We start from the raw sequence: 21,169 nt of genomic DNA, 5'->3' as shown, positions 1-21,169 counted from the left end.
CCCCCGTTACTCGATAATATTTTCCAAGCCGTACACTAACTCTTCCAGATTCATAATTGTTTCCACAGACAGTCTCACACCAGACATAAAGCTTGCACGATTGTAGGAATCATGACGGATCGTCAATGATTGGCCTTCCCCGCCAAACATTACTTCTTGGTGCGCTACAAGCCCAGGCAATCTAACACTGTGAATTCGAATTCCATCTTTGGTTTCTGCTCCTCTTGCTCCATTGATGGTCTCCTCTTCCTCAGGATGGCCTTGGTGTTTTGGTTCACGCGTTTTGGAAATAAGTTCTGCCGTCTTTATGGCTGTGCCAGAAGGAGCATCCAGTTTTCTATCATGATGCAATTCCATGATTTCCACGTCTTGAAAATGCTTTGCTGCCATTTGAGCAAACTTCATCATTAAAATGGCTCCTACAGCAAAGTTTGGAGCAATGATGACACCGACTTTTTGGGATTCTGCAAGTTCTGTTAATTCTTGAAGTTCCTCTTCATTAAAACCAGTAGTACCAACTACAGGACGAATCCCATGTTCCACTGCGAGTTTCGTATTGATTTTTCCTATTTCAGGAGTGGTAAGGTCTATAAGTACATCTGCTTCTATCTCTTTAAAACAAGTTCTTGGATCAGTGTAAATTGGAGCATCAATTTTGGGGAACCCTTCCACATCAGAAAGCAATTTGCCCTCGTTCTCTCTGTCAAGGCAAGCAACCAATTGAAAGTGTTCTACATTATGTATTAAATCCACTGCTTCTCTTCCCATGCGTCCACGAGGGCCGGCAAGGATAATCTTGATGTTTTTCATTATTTCCCTTCCTCCTCAATCCTTGTCCATCTATCTTTATCTCTGGTTTGAAACTTTTCCATTACACGGTCGTGTGCTTCTTGTAGATCTATATTAAGAGAATTAGCGAAGCAGATCATCACAAACAACATATCACCTAACTCTTCTTCCATTGTATTTTCTTTTTCTGTGCTTTTCTTTGGCTTTTCTCCATAGTAATGATTAACTTCGCGAGACAGTTCTCCAAGTTCCTCTGTCATCCTTGCAAGCATCGCTAATGGACTGAAATAACCTTCTTTAAATTGGGAAATATAATTGTCAACTTCCTTTTGCATCTCTTGCATCGTCTTTTCATTCATGCACATGTCACCTCACCTTATCATGTTAGCTAAAACCCTATCATTTGACAAATGATTGAGCTTAATTCTTGCGATTACTCAACACCATCCTGTCGATTGTAGTGCAAGGTGTGAGACTCCGGCGGGAGGGAGCGGTAGACTTGAGACCTCACAGGCGCGGCCGAGGCCACTAAAAAACTGATATTATATAGTACTTGGTATTTTTGAGCTGTTGATTGGAGCAAAAGGCGAAGACTCCTAAGGGAGATAGCGCTTGGTGGAGACCCCGCAGGCTTGCCGAGGAGGCTCTCGTCAGCCCCTAGGAAAGCGAAGCCATTTGCGGAAATCAACAGCGTTATCTAAACAATTGATAAAATCAAAGCTTTTTCAGTGGCTTAGGCGCAGCCGAGGAGGCTTAAGCACCGCCCCGCGGAACTCGAACACCTGGAACGGAATCGACAGGAAGTGATAAAAAAACAAATAATAAGCCTTACCCTTTATCTCATTTACTTCTCTTCTCCTTGTCTATTATAATAGAGAGGTTGTAAACTATCTAGGTCTTGGAGGTTCATCATGTTAAAAGGCTTGAAAATAAAAAACATTATCTACATACTTATCGGTTCTGCCATTTTCGCATTTGGTCTTGTCAACTTCAATATGCAAAACAATCTAGCAGAAGGCGGCTTTACTGGCATCACCCTACTTTTATACTTTCTTTTCAGATTTGATCCTTCTTATACCAACCTTTTGCTTAATATCCCTATCTTCTTCATTGGTTGGAAGCTGCTAGGAAGAAACACGTTCTTTTACACATTGATTGGGACGTTCAGTTTGTCCTTGTTTTTATGGATATTCCAAAGGGTTCCTTTGATGTTTCCTCCTCTTGAAAATGATTTAACTTTGGCAGCGTTGTTTGCAGGAGTGTTCATCGGGATAGGTCTGGGGATTATTTTCCGATACGGAGGAACAACAGGCGGAGTGGATATTATCGCACGTCTTGCGCACAAGTATATTGGCTGGAGCATGGGAAAAGCGATGTTCATGTTTGATGCTGTGGTTATCGTACTCTCCTTGATCATGTACTTAACCTATCAGGAAGCTATGTATACGCTTGTTGCTGTGTTTGTTGCCGCTCGTGTGATTGATTTCATGCAAGAGGGAGCTTATGCAGCTAAAGGAGCAACCATTATTTCTGAAAAGAACGAAGAGATTGCATCAAAAGTACATGAGGAAATGGACCGCGGTGTGACAATATTGCGAGGGCAAGGTTCTTTTTCAAAGGTGGAGCGTAATGTGCTGTATTGTGTAGTTGCGAAAAATGAGCTGGTAAAGTTGAAAAATGTCATCACTTCCGTTGATCCACATGCGTTTGTTGCGGTAAGTGATGTGCATGATGTACTTGGGGAAGGCTTTACGTTGGATGAGAATAAGAATCCGATGGAGAGATAGACAATGCTTAGCAGATATTGAAAAGAGCAGCCACTAAAATGGCTGCTTTTTCAATCTAACTATTCCCTACTACCCAAATAAATCAAAATAAACCTCACCAGCTCCGCTACCGCAACAGCTGCTGCTGCCACATATGTCAATGCCGCCGCATTTAGTACTTTCTTTGTTTCACGCTCTTCGTTGTTATTAATAATTCCAAGCGACACCACTTGATCCATCGCACGATTAGATGCGTCAAATTCAACAGGCAAGGTTACCAACTGAAACAGCACCGCAGCAGCCATAAAGATGATTCCGACAAGAATCAGGTTACTAGCACTAAAGATAATCCCAGCGAAAATCAAGAAAAATGACATATTCGAACCAAGACTTGCTACTGGCACTAATGAATGGCGAAACCGCAAAAACGCATAGTCCTGGTTGTCTTGAATGGCATGGCCTACTTCATGAGCCGCAATTGCTGCACCTGCTATGGAATTACCATGATAATTATGTGACGACAACCTGATTGTTTTTGACCGAGGATCATAATGGTCAGTCAAATGCCCTCTTGTCTCTTCCACCCTCACATCATGGATTCCGTTATCGTGTAATATTTTCCTAGCAACCTCTGCTCCCGGCATCCCGGAAGAGGAAGCAACTTTTGAAAACTTTTTATACGCGCTTTTCACCCTTGACTGCGCCCATAGTGGGACAATCAGCAAGAAAGCAAAGTAGATTAGATACATTCCCAATCCCATTAGTAAGTCCCTCCTTAGCTTGAATACATAGCTAACTGTAGTCTTCCTATTAGGATTATTTTATTTCCTTTATTTTATCCCTGTCAATCTTTAAGCTTTTTCCGCATCTCAAGCCTCTTAGCACCCAAGTACTTACGGAAGGCCACATAGGACAGTGTCAATAAAATAAAGCTTCCAGTTGAGATCATCACCCACAAAAGTGAAGGATCTGTTTCATCCTCTTTAAGTTCTTTAAATAATGCTTTAAGATCTGCCTCAATTACCTGCATATCGTCGAATTCCTCTGAATGGGAAAGCAAAGCGTCTCTATTTTTATCTAAGTAATCGATATGGGCATCCATCTTTTGAATATACTCTGGTTTTACATCCATTCTGACACTAGGATGAATCATATCGTATTCCAATAGCAGTCGTCGATATAATGCTTCATAAGAATCACTGTCCCTAGTTTCAACTGAATCTTTCAGCTGTTCAAAGGTCATGATTAGCGGGTCTTCCATCTCCACCCACATCGGCTGGTGTTCAGAAGTCATCGCATCTACCGCCATACGGAGTCTAATGATTGCCCTTACTTTTTCTTCATGCGGAAGAAGTGTGTCACTTAGGGAGGCCATTGATTGTTGATGAACCACAGATATAATCCTAACTTCATCAGATGGGATTTGCTGGTTTGTCACCATCAACTTTGTAAATTCATCAGAAAAAATATCCATTAGGTTGTGCGCTTCTACATACCGTTCTGTTTTCACAAGCTGAAGAGCATCATCCATAATAAAATTAAGAGCAAATGGCTCTAACGGTTCATGAGAGTGTGCTTTTATACCTGACGGGAAAATAAGTAAAAATAATAGAATAGCCATTATATGTCTTTTTGCTTTCATCGCTTGTCCCTCCCATATTCTCTACTAAATGTTATGAGAGTGTGGACAAGGTTAGAACATTAATCCAAGGACAACTTCATTCTATTGTTCCGTAAAGAAAAATAATACGCAACACCGATGGAAAATATACTTAACCAAAATGTGAAATATCCTATTTGAGGCAAGTATTTCATTAAGCTGCCATACCATGGCATCATTTTAAATACATAGTCAATAACATCATTATGTAAAGTCCATATTCCTGCTGCTACAAGATGCCATAGTTTGAAACGGTAATACGGACTATATAGCACTCCTTGCACAGCCATAGCCCCATGGGAAACAATCAGCATATACCCTTCTATCGGCAAATAGCCGTTTTCCATGAGCGTTAATATATTCATTACCACAGCCCATATACCGTACTTCACTAATGTGATAATTGCTAACGCCTCAAACAGTTTGAAATTTTTTTTAAAAATAAATCCAACTAATACAAAACAGAAGAAAAGACTTGCTGTCGGACTATCTGGAACAAATATAAGAAAAATGGCAGGGGTTTCTGCTAACTGATAGCCATACCATATGTATCCATAGATAGTGCCAAGAACATTAATAATCAACACCAGCCAAAGCATCACCGGTGTTTTTAATAAGTGTATAAACCAAGTTAACATCATGTGTCCTCACTTTTATTTAATTGATGTTTCCATTATACAAAAAAGCTGGCTAAATTAGCCAGCTTCCTTGTTATTCTGCTTCCGCAGCTTTTTTATTCATTTCAACTAGGTAGTCACCTAGGATTTTAAGTTCTTCGTCTGTACCCTTGAAAAGATCTGCAGGCATTCCACCCACACCTTCTACTGCAATCGTCTGATAATCTTCAGATACGAAGTCAGGATTATCAATTAAAGATGGAGCCATTCCAGGGTTACCTTGAAGATTGTCACCGTGACAGGATAGGCAAGTGTTTTCTTGAAGAATAACATAACCTTCTGCTTCCATGTCAATTTCAATATCAATTTCATCAGTGATTTCCCCTTGCTGAGCCGCAGCTTCCCAGTCATGAGAATCTACAGACTGCCAAGTCAAGAAGAAGACTGAAGCGATACCTAGTAACATAAGACCAGTAGCAATAGGACGCTTACTAGGGCGACGCTCAGGACCGCGATCTAAGAATGGAGCAAGTAATAATGCACCAAACGCAAGACCAGGCATGATCATTGCACCAATAACCGTGTATGGTCCAGCTGCGTATTGATATTTAAGTAGCTCGTATAAGAATAAAAAGTACCAGTCTGGTAACGGAATATATCCAGTATCAGTAGGATCTGCCACACGCTCCAATGGAGATTGGTGAGCGACAGTCAGGCATAGGAATGCGATTAGGAAAACCGCACCAACCATCCATTCTTTTAGCAAGAAGTTTGGCCAGAATGCTTCCGTTTTACCAGGAAACTCGGAATAGTCTTTTGGAATATTAGGCTTGCGTACTGCCGGGACACGCGAGTCACCAACAAACTTCATACCTTTTCCTCTATGCATATAGGTTCCCCTCCTTTGTTATCAAAAATAATGAATCTTATAGCGGACCAGAAATACCTTGCTTACGAATCATGACAAAGTGAGCACCCATCAAGCCGAATAGAGCTGCAGGTAAGAAGAAGACATGAATCGCAAAGAAACGTGTCAGTGTTTGTGCTCCAACAATTTCAGGATGACCAGCTAGTAAGGTTTTCACCATATCTCCTATTAATGGAGTTGCAGCGGCGATCTCTAACCCTACTTTTGTTGCAAATAATGCTTTCATATCCCAAGGTAATAGGTAACCTGTAAAACCAAGACCTAACATAATGAAGAAGATAAGTACTCCTACCACCCAGTTAAGTTCACGTGGTTTTTTATATGCACCTTGGAAGAAAACACGTAGTGTATGTAAAAACATCATTACGATAACCAAACTGGCTCCCCAGTGGTGCATACCGCGTACGATTTGACCGAACGCAACTTCATTTTGTAAATAATAAACGGATTCCCACGCATTTTTAATGTCTGGAACATAGTACATAGTCAGGAACATACCTGAAAGTACTTGGATAACTGTTACGAAGAACGTCAATCCACCAAAACAATATACGAATGCGGAGAAGTGATGTGCTGGGTTTACGTGCTCAGGTACCTCGTGGTCCGCGATATCGCGCCACATCGGCGTAATATCTAATCGTTCGTCAACCCAGTCATAAATCTTATTTAACAATTATTACGCCTCCCCTTTTGGTTTTGCGCTACCTAAATAAACGATACCATCTTTCACTTCATGAACGTATACATCAAGTGGAGATAGTGGTGGCGTATTAGGTACGTTGTCACCATTTTTTTCATACAAGCCATAGTGGCATGGACAGAAGAACTTATCTGGATTACCAGGGTCTGAACCCCAGTTTACAGTACAGCCCAGATGCTTACAAACTGGAGATAAGGCAATAATTTCACCGTTTTCATCTTTGTAGATCCAAGCAGTTCTAGGTTCTTCGGATTCATACCAAGCATCTACCTGCTTAATCTTGAAAGGGAAGTTTTGCGGTTCCGCAGTAAGTTCACTTTCTTCACATACAGCAACTAATTCTTGCTCATTTCCAGCTTTAAGTACAGGATCAATTGCAAAACGGACCATTGGCATAAGCATACCTGCTGCCATGAAACCGCCTACACCAGTAAGGGTATAGTTTAAAAATTGACGTCTAGACACGCGATGGTTTTTCTCACTCATTGTTTTCCCCCCTCTATAGACAGAACTAAGTCCATACGGACAGTAGATTATAACACATAGAAAACTAGGACATTCTCATGATATATCAATCTTGTCCCAAGGTCAATAATCTCCTGCCTCGAAAAAATGGCAAGGTTGTGACTTATTTTTAATCCTTTTAAAATATTTTCGTTTTTTTATTGCTTTTTTAATATCATTTTGCTAGTAGTTTGCCTTTTGGGATATTTTGCACCAATTTCAATACTTTTAATCCTGCCATTTTTGGATAAACATCGGCAATAATTGATTCATCTGATCTTGAATGATTTTCTGTTTATATTTATCTTCCATATCTTCTAAAGGAATCGCCGGTAGCCATACAAGCTTTCCTTCTAATTGCTGTTCTTTTTGACTCCAAGAACTGTCGGATGTCATAAGAAATACATGTTTAATATTACTTTTTTTAATATGTAAGGACAGATTGTTAAGCTGTGCTACTTTGTTTTCAGCTTGGTCTGATTCGATATAGCTGAAAGGGGGCAACAGAATAACTCTTCCTTTGAATTGTCTTTCCAATTCGTAACTTAATATGTTTATGTATTCTCCGTGAGATGCAATTGTTTTGATATTGTCCCCGAAACTAATCGGCAACAGGGGAATGATGACCGTATCTATATATTCTTTTGCTTGAACGTATTGGGAGATATCTTTGCTTGTCCATTTCATGTTTGGTTTCAACTCTTTCTATTGTGGATTTAGTGTCGTTCTTTAAATATAAGTTTTGTAGTGGGTGAGGTCAAATATTTAGAGTAACAACAAAAAAACCCCGCAACATTTTTAAGTTGGGGGGTAAGAAATATTATAATCTCTTCAACTGACCTGTCAGTTTTCGAAACGCTTCTTCATCCTGCCGGTCCAATGCCTCGTCAATCATTTTCAATAGCTTCTCTTTTTGAAAAGTGTAAATGGATTCTTCTAGCATCCTTTCTGCTAAAATACGATCCTTTTCATTGATTTGGGACTGTTTTGGCATAAACGGATTATCTTCGAGCACTGCTGCATATTGCGGTGAATGATAGACAGACCGGAAATTTAACTGGATATAAATATCCTCATCACGATTAAGCCTAATGTCATGGAAGGACTTCTCAGCGTCCGTCGTCATCACATTTTCTTTATAAAACCTGAATGGCACTTCCTCTACACAATGGGTTGACATGATAATTCCCCGTGGACAAAACTGGGCTTGCTCAACAAAGTGAACTTTCTTCATCAACTGGTCATGACTCATCAAATAGTTTAAAATCCATACACATTCACGTCTTTTTAACTGATAGTTTCCCAAGAACCACCTTATAAAGTCCTTCTTCTCGTTGACAGATACAGGGGTAGCCACAACTATCGTCCCTCCTCTGCGTAGAATATTCCCTACTCTTGTAAATTTAGATACAGATCTTGCAATTCTATGTTGGTTGGGTCAAGTTGTATTAGTTTTTCAAAAAGCGGCTTTGCTTCTTCTCGTTTCCCTTCCTCCAATAAAAAGTGTGCATAATCGTAAAGGAAGCTGCTGTCATCTTTAAAAGAAGTATATGCTTGACGGTAATGATTTAATGCATCAGAATATTTTTCGGTTTGTTGGTAGGCAACAGCTAAGTCCCAATCATATTGCGGGTCGGACTCTCCAAAGTTAATGAGTTCATTTAGGCAGTCTATAACATCTTCATAGCGCTCTTCCTGCAAGAAGATTTTAGTTAAAGTTAAGGCTGCTTCCACATATCCAGGGTCAATGGCAATTGCTTCTCTTAACAACTCTTCTGCCTCTTGCACATTCTGCTGTTTCATTGCCACTTTCGCTCCGTACACTTGCAATTCTTTGTTATATTCATTTACCGCTAAACCTTCTTTTGCAACACGCAAGCTATCTTCTAACAATCCTTCGTGTTCATATGCTTTTGCAAGATATAAGTAAAGAGAGGAGTATTCATAATCCATTTCTTTTACCTGATTAAGTTTTTCGATACAGGTCTTGAAATATCCTGCCTGAAAAGCGGTAAATCCGTATTGAAATAGTACGTCAATTTTCAACTCTTTCTGCAATGCCTGGTCGAAATAAGGCATTGCTTCCTCAAATTGCCCTGTAGCACTGTAGCATTCAGCAAGTCTTTCCTGCAAAGAGAAATCAATTTCATCTTCATGCGGAAGAACGGATTCATAAAATGGAATGGCTTTCTTATAGTCACCTTGAGACAGATATACTTCCGCTAAGGCAAGGCTGATGATCGGTTCTTTTGGTGCAAGTTTTTTGGCAGCAAGTAACTTTTGCTCACTGACCTCAAACAGTCCCTGTGCCTGATAAAGGTCTGCAAGTAGAAGCAGCGACTGAATGTAGACATCATCATCTTCCGCAATGTTTTCTAATAAAGCCATCGCTTCATCTTCTTCATCTAGGTCGATGTGGACTTCAGCCAGTGAAATAATGAGGTCAGACTCATTTGGAAATTGGTATAGAAGGTTCTGGTAAAGTTGTTTGGCGTCATCAAGCATGCCAAGTTGCTGATAGATCTGAGCAGTCTGGAACAAATCCTCTTCCCCAAACTTAGATTCGTTTTCTTTTAGGATAGTTAGTCCTTGTTCTATGTCTCCGTTATCTATTAGTTCTAGAGCTTTATCAATTACTGTGTAAGACAAAATACTACTTCCCTTCGTTTTTAAAATCCGCCATCACACGTTCTTCAAATCTTTTCAGATAGTAAAAAATGGCCAGGAATGGTTACTGTACATTCTTTTCCAAAGCCTGGACGAAATAAAACCTCATCTCCCGCTTTGATAACCGTCCCTTTTTGAACTGTAACTTCTGGAATATGACTATCATAATCCAGATTTTCGATAGTTTCAATAATATGGCCTTCTGGTGACAAATAGAGATTATAGTCTAATTCTCCACCGACCCTCAAATCTCCTTTGGACGGATAAATACCAATTTTCATTAATAGATCCAAATCAAGCGGTTTCCCCTGTTCTGGACACTCCGTGGAATGTGGTAATTTTTCTTCTTTCATCATTAGTTTCCACTCTTTTTTCTTCTTGTTTTTTTTGGATGGAGAAATGTTTTGCCAGCACGGAAGAAATGTTAATGGAAATTGATACAAGGCATCTTTTATCCAACCCCATGGGACGGAAGAGAGTTCGGTTGTATCATCCATCTGCAAAAAGATAGCAGAAATCTTATACCGCCTGCATTGCCTTACAAAAGAAGGTGAGAGTTTATCGAAGGGAATTCTGACAGCAAAATAATAATCAATGGGACTATTCAATAAGAAAGTTCTCGCTCTCTTTAATGTTTGCAATAATTCTTTTTCGCGTTGAACCGATATGAGAGAAAGAAGGGTTGTACAACCTTTTTTTAAATAGTTGCTTGTGATGAATTGTTTAAACTGCGGAAAAGGCATTTGTTCAAGGTTATCGACAAGCATGACATGTCCAGGTGTCAGTACATAAGGGGAAATATCCATTCTCATGGACCTCGAATGGAAAAAATGCCCTTCTTTCATGTAATGGATTTTGTTGTCTTTCACTAGCAGATTGGTATGGAGGAGTGTTGATTTGTTCTTAACTACATTGGCAGCTTCTATAATATATTCCATAGCATCCCCCTCTAGAAACGTTCTTAAGACAAGCTATGCGACTGGAGGGGGAAATATGCTTTGAACGTGTTGTTTGGGATATAAGTAAATTTTAGGATTTTCATGGAAGGCGCGGGCGGAAGAGGACGGACGCGAGATAACCCTAGAGGTATCCGAATCCGTTTCGGGCGATAATTTGAATTTACGGGCGATTCAAAAGACAAATCGGGCGATAATTTCATTTTACGGGCGATTCCCAAGACTAATCGGGCGAAAATAAGATTTTACGGGCGAATTGCGTTTATCACCCACCCAAATCTTAAATTATACCCCACCTCCTAGCCAAGCAACGTCTTCCAATAATCGGATCATCAAAGCTAATAAATATTCCAAACTAAAAAGAGGCCCATCCCCATGGACCCCTTCATCTAAAAATTACGCTCTTCTCAAACTCTCCATATGCTCAAAGAAGCTCGGATAGGAAACATTGATTGCCCCATCATTTTGAAGAACTGTTTCCCCATCAGCAACCAGGCTCGCAATGGCTCCCATCATGCCGATACGGTGATCCCCGTAACTGTCAAGCGTGCCACCATGCAACCTAGTTTTGCCCTTAATGATCATTCCGTCCTCAGTTGCCTCAATGTCCGCTCCTAGCTTCTTCAGCTCATCCACAACCGTATCGATACGATTTGTTTCCTTCACCTTCAACTCTTCCGCATCCTTGATCACTGTTGTGCCTTCAGCCTGAGTAGCCATCAAGGCGATGATTGGCACTTCATCAATAAGGCGCGGGATGATATCGCCGCCAATTTCGACACCTTTAAGATCTGAAGTTTCTATTGTAATATCCGCATATGGTTCTGGTCCATCCTCTACCACATTAGAATAAGAAAGACTTGCCCCCATATTTTTCAAAACTTCTAAAATCCCAGTACGAGTAGGATTCAACCCAACCCTTTGCAATGTAACCTTGCTTTCAGGCACAATCGCACCTGCCACCAGGAAAAACGCTGCAGAAGAGATATCTCCAGGAACGACAATATGTAAATCAGACACCAGTTTTTGCCCACCAATCACGCTTACCTTGCATTCTTCCTCTTCTTTTACTTCCACTCCGAATGCACGAAGCATTCTCTCTGTATGATCACGGGATTTAAAAGGTTCACTCACAGTGGTTACCCCTTCAGCCTGCAACCCTGCCAACAGAATAGCAGACTTCACTTGAGCACTTGCGACAGGTGACACGTAATCAAGGCCTCGTAAGCCACCTCCCTGAATAGAGATAGGCGTGAAATTGCCATCATGGTTCCCTTGGATTCTTGCACCCATATCGCGCAACGGAACAGTAACCCGTTTCATTGGTCTTTTGGCGATAGACTCGTCCCCAATCAGGACAGAGTGGATAGGCAAGCCGGAGAGAATACCCATCATCAGTCGTGCTGTTGTTCCAGAGTTCCCGACATCCAATATTTCTGATGACTCTCGAAGTCCCTTCAATCCGTTTCCGTATACCGTCACATTGGAGCCTTCTTGTTCAATTTTCACCCCAAGCTTGGAGAAACAACTGATTGTACTTAGGCAGTCATCACCCGGGAGGAAGTTTTCCACTGTCGTTTTGCCCTCCGCCATAGAACCAAACATGACGGAACGATGAGAAATCGATTTATCCCCAGGAATCTGTATGGTCCCTTTTAACCCACTTGCGGTACCTGTAAGTTTCTTCATTTTCACTCTCTCCTAACTAGACAATATAAGTTTCATACATGGTGTGCTTGCGTAAGCAATCTTCTGCAGATTGGCGATCGTCTTCTGATTGGAAGCTTAGTCTCAGAACTCCATAGATTTCTTCTCTTGTTTCCATGATCCGGATATTGGTAATACTTATTTTCTCTTTTGCAAGTATACCGGTAATCTCTGAGATGATACCAGGATAGTCGGGAACATCCACATATAAATCGTAAAAAGAAGGAATAGCTCCCTTAGACTTTACTGGAAGACCGTCACGAAACTCCTTGGCTTTGCTGAAATACTCAAGCAAGAAAGCCTCGTTATCCTGTGACAACTGCTCCCTCACCACTACCATTTGCTCCATCCATTGATCTAAAAGTGTTAGAATGGTTTCTTTATTATGTATCAAAATGTCCTTCCACATCGTCGGATTGCTTGAAGCGATCCGTGTAATATCCCGGAAGCCACCTGCTGCAAGTCTTGAGACAAAAGGATTGGTAGATTGCATATCCTCTGCCTGATGAACAAGGCCAGCTGCGACCACATGAGGAAAATGGCTGATGACCCCTGCAACCAAGTCATGCTCTGCGGCAGACATAGTGATAAAATTCGCCTTCGTTCCAGCGAGCCACATTTTTGTTAAGGCCACCTCTTTAGGATTGGCATCCTCTGTAAAAGGTGTTAGCACATAAAAAGCGTTTTCAAACAGATGGCTTTTGGCAGCAATCACACCGCTCTTATGGGAACCTGCCATTGGATGGCCCCCTATGAATGTAACATTATCCTGAGAGAAAAGGGTAGCCGCTAACGTTGTAATACTATTTTTCGTACTACCTACATCCGTAATCACAACTTGTGGTTTCGTAAATGTAATTCCGCTTAAATGTTTCAACACTTCATTAGCTTGCATCACCGGTACAGAAATGACAATAAAATCTGCATCTCTTGCTTCCGCATCATAATTTTCACAGAACTCGTCGATGACTTTTAATGACTTTGCTAATTTCGCCTGTTGAGTATTTATATCGTATCCTATTATACACGCATTTGGATGTTCTTTTTTTATTGCAAGGGCTATCGACCCACCGATCAGCCCAAGTCCGATCACTAATACTTTCCCGTTCAATTCACTTCACCGCCTGATGTCTTTATATATGTAAATAGAGAGGATGTCTCCTCTCTATTAAATGGCTTGTTTCATTTTATATTCTTTCAGGTAAGAGATGATTTCTGCGTTTTGATCCTTTGTTCCGACTGTAATACGGAGACAAGTCGGATAACCTAAGGCTTTTCCGGATCGTACAATATACCCTTTTTTCATCAAGTATTGAAACAGTACATCGGAGTCCGTCTGAAAGTCTATCAAGATGAAGTTTCCTTCAGAAGGGTAGTAGGCAAGCTTCATTTCCTCGCAGAAGGTGTAATATTGCTCTAAACCTTCTTTATTCTTTGTCACACACTCTTTGATAAAAGATTGGTCCCCTACTGCTGCCTTTGCTGCAACTTGGGCCAGTGAATTCGTATTAAAAGGTTCCCTTGTCGGTTCGATGAGGCGGATTAGCTTTTCATTAGCAATTCCATACCCGATCCGAAAACTTGCAAGCCCATAAGCTTTCGAGAATGTACGGGTAATCATTAGGTTTGGATAGTCTTTTAAAAGGGTCACCGTTTCAGGGTAATCCTCTGAAGTGACATACTCCTTATACGCTTCATCTACAACAACTAAAGTACTGCTAGGGACTCTCTCTAGAAAAGAAAGAAGCAGCTCTTCCTTGATATAAGTTCCTGTAGGATTATTGGGACTGCATAACCAAACGATTGCTGTATTTTCATCAATGGTTTTAAGCATTTCATCAAGCTGGTGATAACCATCTTTTAATGGAATTTCTCGCACTTCTGCCCCTTCGATAATGGCATTATGCTTGTATTGTGGAAAAGAAGGTGTTGGCATCACAGTATTCTTCCCAGGTTTTAATAGAGCCCGGCAAACAATTTGAATGACCTCATCAGAACCATTTCCGAAAATAAGTTCGTTTTCTCCTACACCTGTTTGGGCTGCAAGTACTTCGCGCAGGTCTCTTGCATAACCATCAGGGTATGTTGCAGCCTTGCTAAGCTCCCCCATTATTGCCTGTTGAACGGCAGGAGAGCAGCCATATGGATTCTCATTAGAAGCGAGTTTCACTATTTTCTCTAACCCTAATTCCCTCTTCACTTCTTCCATTGGTTTACCTGGTTGATAAGGGGTCAAGTTAAGCAGTTGTTCTTTAATTTCCATCTTCAACATTCACCTTTCTGCTAAAAGTGGAGAAATAAGCTCCTCAATTTGTTGCTTTAATTCATGCAAGGTTTTTTCTTCATCAACTTTAAATTGCTTTTCTTTTTGTTCAATCATTTTTATGAGTGCACTTCCCACCACAAAGCCATCACAATATGGTTTTAAGGTTTGTATGTGGTCACTCTCTGAGATTCCGAATCCTACTGCAGTCGGCACGTTGCTTTTCATTTTTACTTCTTCAAGAAAAGCATACAACTCATCGGAAAATTCCTTACGCACCCCTGTCACGCCAAGCGAGGAAATACAATATAGAAAGCCTTGGGCATGTTCCGTAATTGTATTCATACGCTCTTTGGAAGTTGGGGCAACAAGCGAAATATACGTTATAGCATGTTCGCTGCATTTCTCTCGTATGTGCCCGCTCTCTTCAAACGGAAGATCAGGAATAAGGAGCCCGTCGACCTGATTTTGCTTCGCTAAAGCGAAAAAGGATTCTTCTCCTAATTGTAACACAGGATTGTAATACGTAAAGAGGATGATCGGAATTTTCAGTCCTCTTCTTCTCATTTCTCCGGCAAGCTCCATGGTGCTCGTAATGGTTGTTTTATGGGCTAAAGCCCTCTTGGAAGCACGCTGAATGACAGGTCCATCAGCTAACGGATCGGAGTACGGAACTCCAAGCTCTAGGACGGATGCGCCAGCTTCCTGTAAAAGAAGGGCAAGCTTTATGGTCAATTCCGGTGTAGGGTCTCCAGACATGATAAATGGAATAAACAGCTTGTCATGTTTTGGTAATCTCTCTAGATACGTCGTCATTCTACTGTCCCCTCCATTCTATTCATTAATGTATGCACGTCTTTGTCCCCGCGCCCCGATAAACAAACGAGGATCGTTTTATCACTTGGCATTTTTGCCGCTTCTTTATAGGCAGTTGCGAGAGCATGGGCCGACTCGATTGCAGGTATGATGCCCTCTTCTTTTGCAAGGATATGCAAGGTCTCCAACGCTTCCTCATCTGTCACACTTTGATAGTCTACTCTTTTGCTGTCCTTGAGGTAAGCATGTTCTGGTCCAATTCCGGGATAGTCAAGTCCTGCTGAGATGGAATAGGGTTCAATAATCTGACCGTGTTCATCTTGAATCAAGTAAGTCAGAGATCCATGAATAACACCTTTCGTGCCTTTCGTTAGTGTAGCAGCATGCAAAGGGGTGTCTATCCCTTTTCCAGCAGCTTCCACACCTATCAGTTCCACTTCATCATCAACAAATGGAGCAAACATTCCAATTGCATTGGAGCCGCCACCTACACAGGCTATGACTTTATCTGGCAAACCGCCTTCTCTTTCCTGGAACTGCCTTTTGGATTCTTCACCTATTACTCGTTGAAATTCACGCACCATATAAGGATATGGATGTGGCCCCACAACAGAACCAATCATATAAAAATGGTCTTCACAATGTTGCACCCAATAGCGAATGGCTTCATTGGTGGCATCTTTAAGTGTTTTATTGCCGCTTGTAGCAGGGATTACTTCTGCTCCTAATAATTTCATACGGAAAACGTTTAATGCCTGACGCTCAATATCTTCCTCGCCCATGAACACCTTGCACTCTAGTCCAAACTTGGCAGCAACTGTTGCGGCTGCTACACCATGCTGACCTGCCCCAGTTTCGGCGATAATCTTCTTTTTCCCTAAACGTTTAGCAAGTAAGGCTTGGCCGATGGCGTTATTTATTTTATGCGCGCCAGTATGATTCAAATCTTCTCTCTTTAAGTAGATTTTCGCACCGCCAATTCGGCTAGAAAGTTTTTCTGCAAATGTTAACGCTGTAGGCCTGCCGGAATATTCTTTTAAATAATAATGGTAGTCTTCTAGAAAGGTTGGGTCTTTCAAGGCCTCTTGCAAACCTTGTTCTAGTTCCTCCAACGGTAGCATTAATGTTTCAGGCACATACTTGCCCCCGAACTCTCCAAATCTACCGAAGCTATCTGGTGTTTGTACGTTTGTCATGTTCCCTCACCATTCTTTCTATCAGATTCATTTTTTCTTTACTTTTAGCAAAATTCTCTTCTATTCCACTTGATAGATCGATTCCTTGTGGAGAGTATGGTAGCAGTTCTTGCAATGTCTCTCCATTTATTCCTCCAGCAATCAAATATGGGATATTATATTGTTTTGAGAAATTGTCATAAAGAGGGATATTCCCCCAGTTGAAGCTTGTTCCCGTTCCACCGTATTGATTGCCGAGCTTTTTATCTACAACGAACCCGTCTATTGTTCCAATGAAAGGTTTTAATTTTTCTACAGTAGATACATCTTCATGGTGGATCACCTTCCAGATATCCACCTCACTGTCTGCCTTCAACTCTTTTATAAAAGTCAGGTCCTCATCTCCGTGGCACTGAACGACATCAAGCGGAACTGTGCGGACAGCATGAAGAATTTCTTCTTTGGTTTGATTAACAAAGATTCCTACGAGCCGTTTGTTCCGAGGTGGAACGCTAGATAGCCAATCTGCCACCTGTTCGGGTTTTACCTGACGCTTACTCCTCGCAAAAACGAATCCTAGATAATCTGCGTCAGTCTGCACGGATGCTTCATAATCTTCCAAACTTTTGTTGCCGCAGAATTTCACTTTCGTTTTAGACACGTTCAAGCTCTCCAAATAATCTTCTTACTCCAGTCCCTGGCGTTTGATCTTTCATGAACGCTTCCCCTACAAGTACAGCGTTCGCTCCAAACCCTTTTACTTGGGCAAGGTCCTCTGCAGTTAGGATGCCGCTCTCACTAACAAGCAAGGAAGAGCTAGGAATGTGAGCTGATAGTTCCTTGGTTGTTTGAATATCTGTTTCAAAGGTTGCAAGATTTCTATTATTGACTCCAATGATCTTTGGTGTGATTGTTTCAAGTAGTTGTGTGAGCCTATCCAAGCTGTGCACCTCTACGAGTACATCCAAGCCTAAATCTGTCGCTTGGTTATATAATGCAGCCAGTTTTTTATCAGGGAGAATTTCCGCTATTAACAAAATGGCATCTGCACCAATACGCGCACTTTCCTCAACCTGAATGGAATCTATAATAAAATCCTTTCTCAATACAGGCAGGCTTGTTGTTTCCTTTACCATCATCAAATCATGCTTTGATCCTTTAAAATAGGTCTGATCTGTGAGCACTGATATCGCATCCACTCCAACCTTTTCATACTCCGCTCCAATATCTATTGGGGCAAAGCTTTCTTTCAAGATTCCTTTAGATGGGGATGCCTTTTTCATTTCTGCTATCACGCCTAAATCACGTTTGGGATTGGCAAGTGCATCATAAAAGGAGTAACGTTGTACCTGTTTCTGGGAAGGAAGCGTTAGATTTTTCACTTCCACCTTTTTAGTCTCGACAATATTAGTTAACATGTTCAGTCACCCCTGCCTTCTTAAGTTGCTGTAATAGTTCGTACGGTTTATTTTCCACAATTAATTGGAGGGCAAGCTCAACACCCTTATGGATCGTATCGGTAATTCCTGATACATAAAGAGCGGCACCTGCATTTAAACAAACAATATTTCGTGCACTTTCGTTGCTTTTATTTTGAAAAATCTGTTTGATCAGATGAGAACTCTGTAAACTGTTAGATACTTGAATGTCCTCCAGGCGGCCTCGTTCAAATCCAAAGTCCTCTGGGTCTATCGTATAAGAGGAAATGTTCCCATTTTTCACTTCCACAACATGGGTACTTGCAGCGATTGTTATCTCATCCAAGCCGTCTTCCCCAGCAACAATCAAAACATGTTCTGAACCAAGCTGATTCAGCACTTCCGCCATCTTATAAGCATAATCCCTTGAAAAAACTCCGATCACCTGTTTTTTGCAACGAACCGGATTGGCAAGCGGGCCAAGAAGATTAAAAATAGTCCGGAATCCAATTTCTTTTCTTGGAGCAACCGCATGCTTCATCGCCTCGTGGTAGATAGGTGCAAAAAGAAAGCTCATCCCATTGTCCTTAAGATTTTCTGTAGCTTCTTCAAGCGTTTGTTGCACAGGAAGTTTCAGTTGTTCCAATACATCTGCACTTCCACTTGAAGAGGAAACTGCCCTGTTTCCATGTTTGGCTACTTTTGCGCCGCCACTTGCTGCCACGATCGCAGAAGCAGTAGAAATATTGAAGGTAGAGGCTCCATCCCCTCCAGTCCCGCATGTGTCGATTAAATGAGGATGTTCATAAGCTATCGGCTTCATATGACCGCGCATCGCTTTGGTGAATCCTAACATCTCCTCAGAAGTCTCCCCCCTGAATCTGAGAATAGAGATAAAACTTGCAATCTGACTGGAGGTAACCTCCCCTTTCATCATTAGATCCATCGCACTCTCTGCTTCTTCTGTTGAAAGGGTCGCTCCATCTATTAATTTTGTCAAATAGGCTTTAAACATAGCTGCATGAGCCTCCCGTCTTTTTTGCAAAATATTTATTTGCTAATTGGATTGTTTCAATCAATGCTGACGCTTTGTTTATTGTTTCTTGATATTCCAGTTCGGGAACAGAATCTGCTACTACTCCTGCACCTGCCTGAACAAAAAAGCTGTTACCGCGCTTTTGAATCGTCCTGATGGTAATGCATGAATCAATATTGCCATCAAAATCGATATAACAAATGGCCCCGGCATATGTGTTTCTTACTGTCGGCTCGAGCTCTTGCAAAATTTGCATCGCCCTTACCTTTGGTGCTCCTGAAACAGTTCCAGCGGGAAAAGCTGCAAGCAATGCTTCCACAGGAGTGTAAGCGGGAGCGAGCTCCGCTTTTACGATGGAAATCAGGTGCATCACTCTTGAAAAATAAACAAGCTCTTTCATGACCGGTGTATGGACGGAACCATATTTTGCGACCCTTCCTAAATCGTTCCTCGCGAGATCTACCAGCATATAATGTTCGGCTTGTTCTTTTTCGTCTTGCATTAAATCCTCCGCTAACTCTTGATCCTCCTGTTTTGTTTTTCCTCTTTTCCTAGTACCGGCAATCGGATGGATTTCTAACTTTCTATCTTGAATTTGTATTAGCCTTTCTGGTGAACTTCCTATCAATTCCATCTCGTCATATTTTAAATAAAACAGATAAGGCGAAGGGTTTTGTCTCCTTAAGACTCGGTAAACATCAAACCCTTCCATTTCCGCTTCTAATTTAAAACGCTGGGAAAGTACGCATTGAAAGATGTCACCTGTCTGGATATATTTTTTTATCTTTTCAACATGTTCAATGAATTTCTCTTTTGTGTAATTGGATTGAACAGGAAGCTCGGCTTTCCCATTATCCACTTCCACAAGAGGGTCGCTTTCTTGTCGTTTTCTTATTAAAGAAACTTTATCAAAAATTGATTGTTTTGCTTGATTAAACTTATCCAGTAACTCTTTTTCATTTTCCTTTCCATCTAAACGAATATAATGGATAAAATGTAATTCATTTTGTTTGTGATCACATACGACAATATCCTCACAATATAATAGATTTGCTGTATGTTCTCCGCCATAGGAAGGGTGCATTGGCACTTTTTCAATCGTCGGGATAAAATCATAACTCAGATAGCCAACCGCTCCACCTGTAAACCCTAGCTTTTTTTCAAGGTGTTTTACTTGAAGTAGTTTATTAGCTTGTTGGATGACTTCATTCAATTCATTGGAATGGTAGATAGATTTATTGGTCTTTACTTCTCGCAACGTAATGCTGGTATCCTCGGCGGTTATCTTTAAAAATGGATTTAAACCAATAAAGGAGTACCTCGCCCAATCTGAATTAGGCTCTTTACTTTCCAATAGATAGACCGCTTCTTTTCTTAATGCCTGAAAGATGGATACTGGTGTTAAGGTGTCTTCAAAAAAACTTTCAATGATGGGAATGGTTTTGAATTGTTTGCTTGCATCTAGAAACTCTGCAAACTGTTGCATCTGATCTCCTCCATTTTCAAGAAATGGAGAATGAGACTTTGTAACGAGGTGTTACAGAATGAGGAAAAAACAAAAACCCAAAGACAGAGGATAGTCTTTGGGTAGATTTATAGAATACATTCTAACCTCAGCTAATCTCGACTCATTCTCAGCTATTCTCTTCTCAACTCGGCTAAAAAATAAATATCTTGGTTTGGTCATGCTCTTTGGCTCTATAGCCCTCAACTTAATTCTCTAAACTATTCTCTAAACTGTTTTACTACTTGTAAGTACTATATGATAGAAGATTGCTAATTGTCAACCGGTAAAGTTTTTGCAAGGTCCGGCCTTAAGCTCGTAGCCTCATGCAAGTAAACATGTTGAATATTTTTTTGAGGTACTTCTGTGTTTACTGTCATCATAATCCTGATACAGGAAGGCAGTGAGTTTGGCACTGCAATTTCTTTTGTACACATGACAGGGACATAATCCCAGCCTTCAAGGTTCCGGAGTGCCTTCGCCGGGAAACATGCCGTGATATCTGCTGTTACGGAAATCAGTACTTGGGCGACATCTTCTGCGAAAATGCTGTTCGCTTGAATCATGTTTTGTAATAACTCTTCTGTTTTACAAATAATTTCTTTTTCAGAATTCTCAAGTATGGTTGTTGCGCCTCTTACTCCACGAATCACCGAATTCCCC

The 21,169-nt window shown here is 41.0% G+C and carries 23 protein-coding genes; 1 reads left to right on the top strand and 22 read right to left on the bottom strand.

What is annotated here, in order from left to right; all coding sequences use genetic code 11:
- Positions 1–6: 6 nt before the first annotated feature.
- Together dapB and HF078_RS13505 are read right to left on the bottom strand one after the other, a co-directional pair.
- Positions 7–810, bottom strand: coding sequence for a 4-hydroxy-tetrahydrodipicolinate reductase (gene dapB / locus HF078_RS13510; protein ID WP_169291619.1), 804 nt, complete (start codon positions 808–810; stop codon positions 7–9).
- Positions 810–1,148 (bottom strand): nucleotide pyrophosphohydrolase, encoded by a 339-nt coding sequence (locus HF078_RS13505; protein WP_169291618.1) that lies wholly within the window; start codon positions 1,146–1,148, stop codon positions 810–812. The genes dapB and HF078_RS13505 overlap by 1 nt, the downstream gene beginning before the upstream one ends.
- Before the next feature lie 552 nt (positions 1,149–1,700).
- Between HF078_RS13505 and HF078_RS13500 the strand changes: the two genes are divergently transcribed.
- Positions 1,701–2,576, top strand: a complete 876-nt coding sequence (locus HF078_RS13500) for a YitT family protein (RefSeq protein WP_169291617.1) — start codon at positions 1,701–1,703, stop codon at positions 2,574–2,576.
- A 59-nt stretch (positions 2,577–2,635) separates the two neighbouring features.
- Here the strand turns inward: HF078_RS13500 and HF078_RS13495 are convergent, their stop codons facing one another.
- From HF078_RS13495 to aroH, 20 genes are all read right to left on the bottom strand, one after another.
- Positions 2,636–3,316: a zinc metallopeptidase gene (locus HF078_RS13495; RefSeq protein ID WP_205831623.1), complete on the bottom strand. Its 681-nt coding sequence runs from the start codon at positions 3,314–3,316 to the stop codon at positions 2,636–2,638.
- Positions 3,317–3,399: 83 nt separating this feature from the next.
- Positions 3,400–4,197 (bottom strand): sporulation protein YpjB, encoded by a 798-nt coding sequence (locus tag HF078_RS13490; protein ID WP_169291616.1) that lies wholly within the window; start codon positions 4,195–4,197, stop codon positions 3,400–3,402.
- A gap of 59 nt (positions 4,198–4,256) precedes the next feature.
- The gene (lhaT, locus tag HF078_RS13485) at positions 4,257–4,853 is read right to left on the bottom strand and encodes a lipoprotein heptaprenylglyceryl N-acetyltransferase LhaT (RefSeq protein WP_169291670.1); all 597 of its coding nucleotides are present in this window, start codon (positions 4,851–4,853) and stop codon (positions 4,257–4,259) included.
- 73 nt (positions 4,854–4,926) lie between these two features.
- A complete protein-coding gene (locus HF078_RS13480; protein ID WP_169291615.1) occupies positions 4,927–5,721 on the bottom strand; it encodes a menaquinol-cytochrome c reductase cytochrome b/c subunit in 795 nt (264 codons plus the stop codon).
- 37 nt (positions 5,722–5,758) lie between these two features.
- On the bottom strand, positions 5,759–6,433 hold the full coding sequence (qcrB, locus tag HF078_RS13475; RefSeq protein WP_010193681.1) for a menaquinol-cytochrome c reductase cytochrome b subunit: 675 nt from the start codon (positions 6,431–6,433) through the stop codon (positions 5,759–5,761).
- 3 nt (positions 6,434–6,436) lie between these two features.
- Positions 6,437–6,946, bottom strand: a complete 510-nt coding sequence (locus HF078_RS13470; protein ID WP_060663946.1) for a Rieske (2Fe-2S) protein — start codon at positions 6,944–6,946, stop codon at positions 6,437–6,439.
- 246 nt (positions 6,947–7,192) lie between these two features.
- Complete coding sequence (locus HF078_RS13465; protein ID WP_169291614.1) at positions 7,193–7,651, bottom strand: YpiF family protein; 459 nt, start codon at positions 7,649–7,651, stop codon at positions 7,193–7,195.
- 133 nt (positions 7,652–7,784) lie between these two features.
- On the bottom strand, positions 7,785–8,321 hold the full coding sequence (locus tag HF078_RS13460) for a ReoY family proteolytic degradation factor (RefSeq protein ID WP_060663948.1): 537 nt from the start codon (positions 8,319–8,321) through the stop codon (positions 7,785–7,787).
- 32 nt (positions 8,322–8,353) lie between these two features.
- Positions 8,354–9,613, bottom strand: coding sequence for a tetratricopeptide repeat protein (locus tag HF078_RS13455; protein ID WP_169291613.1), 1,260 nt, complete (start codon positions 9,611–9,613; stop codon positions 8,354–8,356).
- A 44-nt stretch (positions 9,614–9,657) separates the two neighbouring features.
- Positions 9,658–10,569, bottom strand: a complete 912-nt coding sequence (locus HF078_RS13450) for a hypothetical protein (protein WP_169291612.1) — start codon at positions 10,567–10,569, stop codon at positions 9,658–9,660.
- Between the two features lie 414 nt (positions 10,570–10,983).
- On the bottom strand, positions 10,984–12,282 hold the full coding sequence (aroA, locus tag HF078_RS13445; protein WP_169291611.1) for a 3-phosphoshikimate 1-carboxyvinyltransferase: 1,299 nt from the start codon (positions 12,280–12,282) through the stop codon (positions 10,984–10,986).
- A gap of 10 nt (positions 12,283–12,292) precedes the next feature.
- Positions 12,293–13,405 carry a prephenate dehydrogenase gene (locus HF078_RS13440; RefSeq protein WP_169291610.1) on the bottom strand — a complete coding sequence of 371 codons (1,113 nt, stop codon included), beginning with the start codon at positions 13,403–13,405 and terminating at the stop codon, positions 12,293–12,295.
- 57 nt (positions 13,406–13,462) lie between these two features.
- Complete coding sequence (gene hisC, locus HF078_RS13435) at positions 13,463–14,557, bottom strand: histidinol-phosphate transaminase (protein ID WP_169291609.1); 1,095 nt, start codon at positions 14,555–14,557, stop codon at positions 13,463–13,465.
- 9 nt (positions 14,558–14,566) lie between these two features.
- Positions 14,567–15,373 (bottom strand): tryptophan synthase subunit alpha, encoded by an 807-nt coding sequence (gene trpA / locus HF078_RS13430; protein WP_169291608.1) that lies wholly within the window; start codon positions 15,371–15,373, stop codon positions 14,567–14,569.
- Positions 15,370–16,569, bottom strand: a complete 1,200-nt coding sequence (gene trpB / locus HF078_RS13425) for a tryptophan synthase subunit beta (protein ID WP_169291607.1) — start codon at positions 16,567–16,569, stop codon at positions 15,370–15,372. The genes trpA and trpB overlap by 4 nt, the downstream gene beginning before the upstream one ends.
- Entirely contained in the window at positions 16,544–17,209 is a 666-nt protein-coding gene (locus HF078_RS13420; protein WP_169291606.1) for a phosphoribosylanthranilate isomerase, read from the bottom strand. Before HF078_RS13420 ends, trpB begins: the two co-directional genes overlap by 26 nt.
- Positions 17,202–17,966: an indole-3-glycerol phosphate synthase TrpC gene (gene trpC / locus HF078_RS13415; protein WP_169291605.1), complete on the bottom strand. Its 765-nt coding sequence runs from the start codon at positions 17,964–17,966 to the stop codon at positions 17,202–17,204. Before trpC ends, HF078_RS13420 begins: the two co-directional genes overlap by 8 nt.
- Positions 17,956–18,981: an anthranilate phosphoribosyltransferase gene (gene trpD / locus HF078_RS13410; protein WP_169291604.1), complete on the bottom strand. Its 1,026-nt coding sequence runs from the start codon at positions 18,979–18,981 to the stop codon at positions 17,956–17,958. Before trpD ends, trpC begins: the two co-directional genes overlap by 11 nt.
- Complete coding sequence (gene trpE, locus HF078_RS13405; RefSeq protein WP_169291603.1) at positions 18,974–20,488, bottom strand: anthranilate synthase component I; 1,515 nt, start codon at positions 20,486–20,488, stop codon at positions 18,974–18,976. Before trpE ends, trpD begins: the two co-directional genes overlap by 8 nt.
- Before the next feature lie 290 nt (positions 20,489–20,778).
- The gene (aroH, locus tag HF078_RS13400; protein ID WP_169291602.1) at positions 20,779–21,159 is read right to left on the bottom strand and encodes a chorismate mutase; all 381 of its coding nucleotides are present in this window, start codon (positions 21,157–21,159) and stop codon (positions 20,779–20,781) included.
- Between the last annotated feature and the right edge of the window lie 10 nt (positions 21,160–21,169).

It is taken from the genome of Bacillus sp. RO2 (assembly GCF_012911845.1).
In the GTDB taxonomy this organism is placed as follows: Bacteria; Bacillota; Bacilli; order Bacillales; family Bacillaceae_I; genus Sutcliffiella_A.
Note: the sequence above shows the minus strand (reverse complement) of the source record. Positions and strands in the feature narration are given on the sequence as shown.